Consider the following 1217-nt stretch of genomic DNA (forward strand, 5'->3'; position numbering starts at 1 on the left):
TAAAGAAATTTTATCACATCAGAAGGCAGATACAATAATCGTTGCTGTAATTGATACAGGTATTGAAGTTAGTCATGATGAATTTAAAAACATTTTTTGGAGAAATAAAAATGAAATACCAAATAACGGTATTGACGATGACAATAACGGATATATCGATGATACTAATGGTTGGAATTTCTTAGGAAATAGCAAAGGCGAAAATGTATTGATTTCAAATTATGAATCTACTAGATTCATGAGACTTTACGATACTATATTTAAAAATAAAGATAAAAGTTATTTCAAAGGAAAAGATACATTACTATACAAACAATATAAGCTAGTTTTTGAAGAATATAACAGTCAACTAAAAAGTGCTAAAAAAACTTTAGACCAATTTGTAAAAGCTTATAATGATTATGAAAAATTAGCTCAAGCATTAAAACCATACTTTCCTAATGAAAAGTTCACTATTGAAAAATTAAATGAAATCAAAACAGATAATGATTCGTTAAACTATTTTATTGGAGAAGCCAAGAAATGCGTTCGATATAATATCAACAAGGACTGGTTTGAATATAAGAAAAAGTGGGCTGCTGTTCGTTATGAAAAGCATTTGGGTACTACGGGTTACAATGAGAGTGATATTATTGGAGATAACCCGAATACTATTCTAGATAAAGGATATGGTAATGGTAATATACATGGTGAAAAGCTTACCAATTATCACAGCACACAAGTTACAGGTGTCTTGGCTGGTAATCGAAGTGATAAATTTGGTGTAAAAGGAATCGCTAATTCAATAAAAATTATGCCCATACGATTGGCTGCCTTAGGATCTGAGCGTGATAAAGATATTGCTTTAGCAATTCGGTATGCGGTAGATAACGGTGCAAAAGTGATTAATATGAGCTTTAGAAATGATTTTTCAACTCATAGGGAGTGGGTAGATGCTGCTATTAAATATGCTGATACTAAAGATGTATTGCTTATAACGGCAGCTGGAAATGAAAGTGTTGATACAGATATTCAATTTAACTATCCAAATGATCAAATTGAAAATGAAATAGATTTTGTAGAAAACTTTATTGTTGTTGGAGCATCTTCATATAAAAATAATCTTGTTAGTAATTTTTCAAATTATGGTAAGAATAGTGTAGATATTTTTGCACCAGGAGAAGATATTTATACCTCAAATACAGATAATACGTATTCTTTTATTGATGGAACTTCTT

General features: G+C 29.7%; 1 protein-coding gene. It reads left to right on the top strand.

Annotation, left to right across the window (positions count from 1 at the left end; genetic code table 11):
• The coding region (locus AA089_RS23060; protein ID WP_046759384.1) for a S8 family serine peptidase at positions 1 to 1217 on the top strand (1217 nt) is incomplete at both ends.

This window comes from Kordia jejudonensis, from assembly GCF_001005315.1.
Taxonomy (GTDB): domain Bacteria; phylum Bacteroidota; class Bacteroidia; order Flavobacteriales; family Flavobacteriaceae; genus Kordia; species Kordia jejudonensis.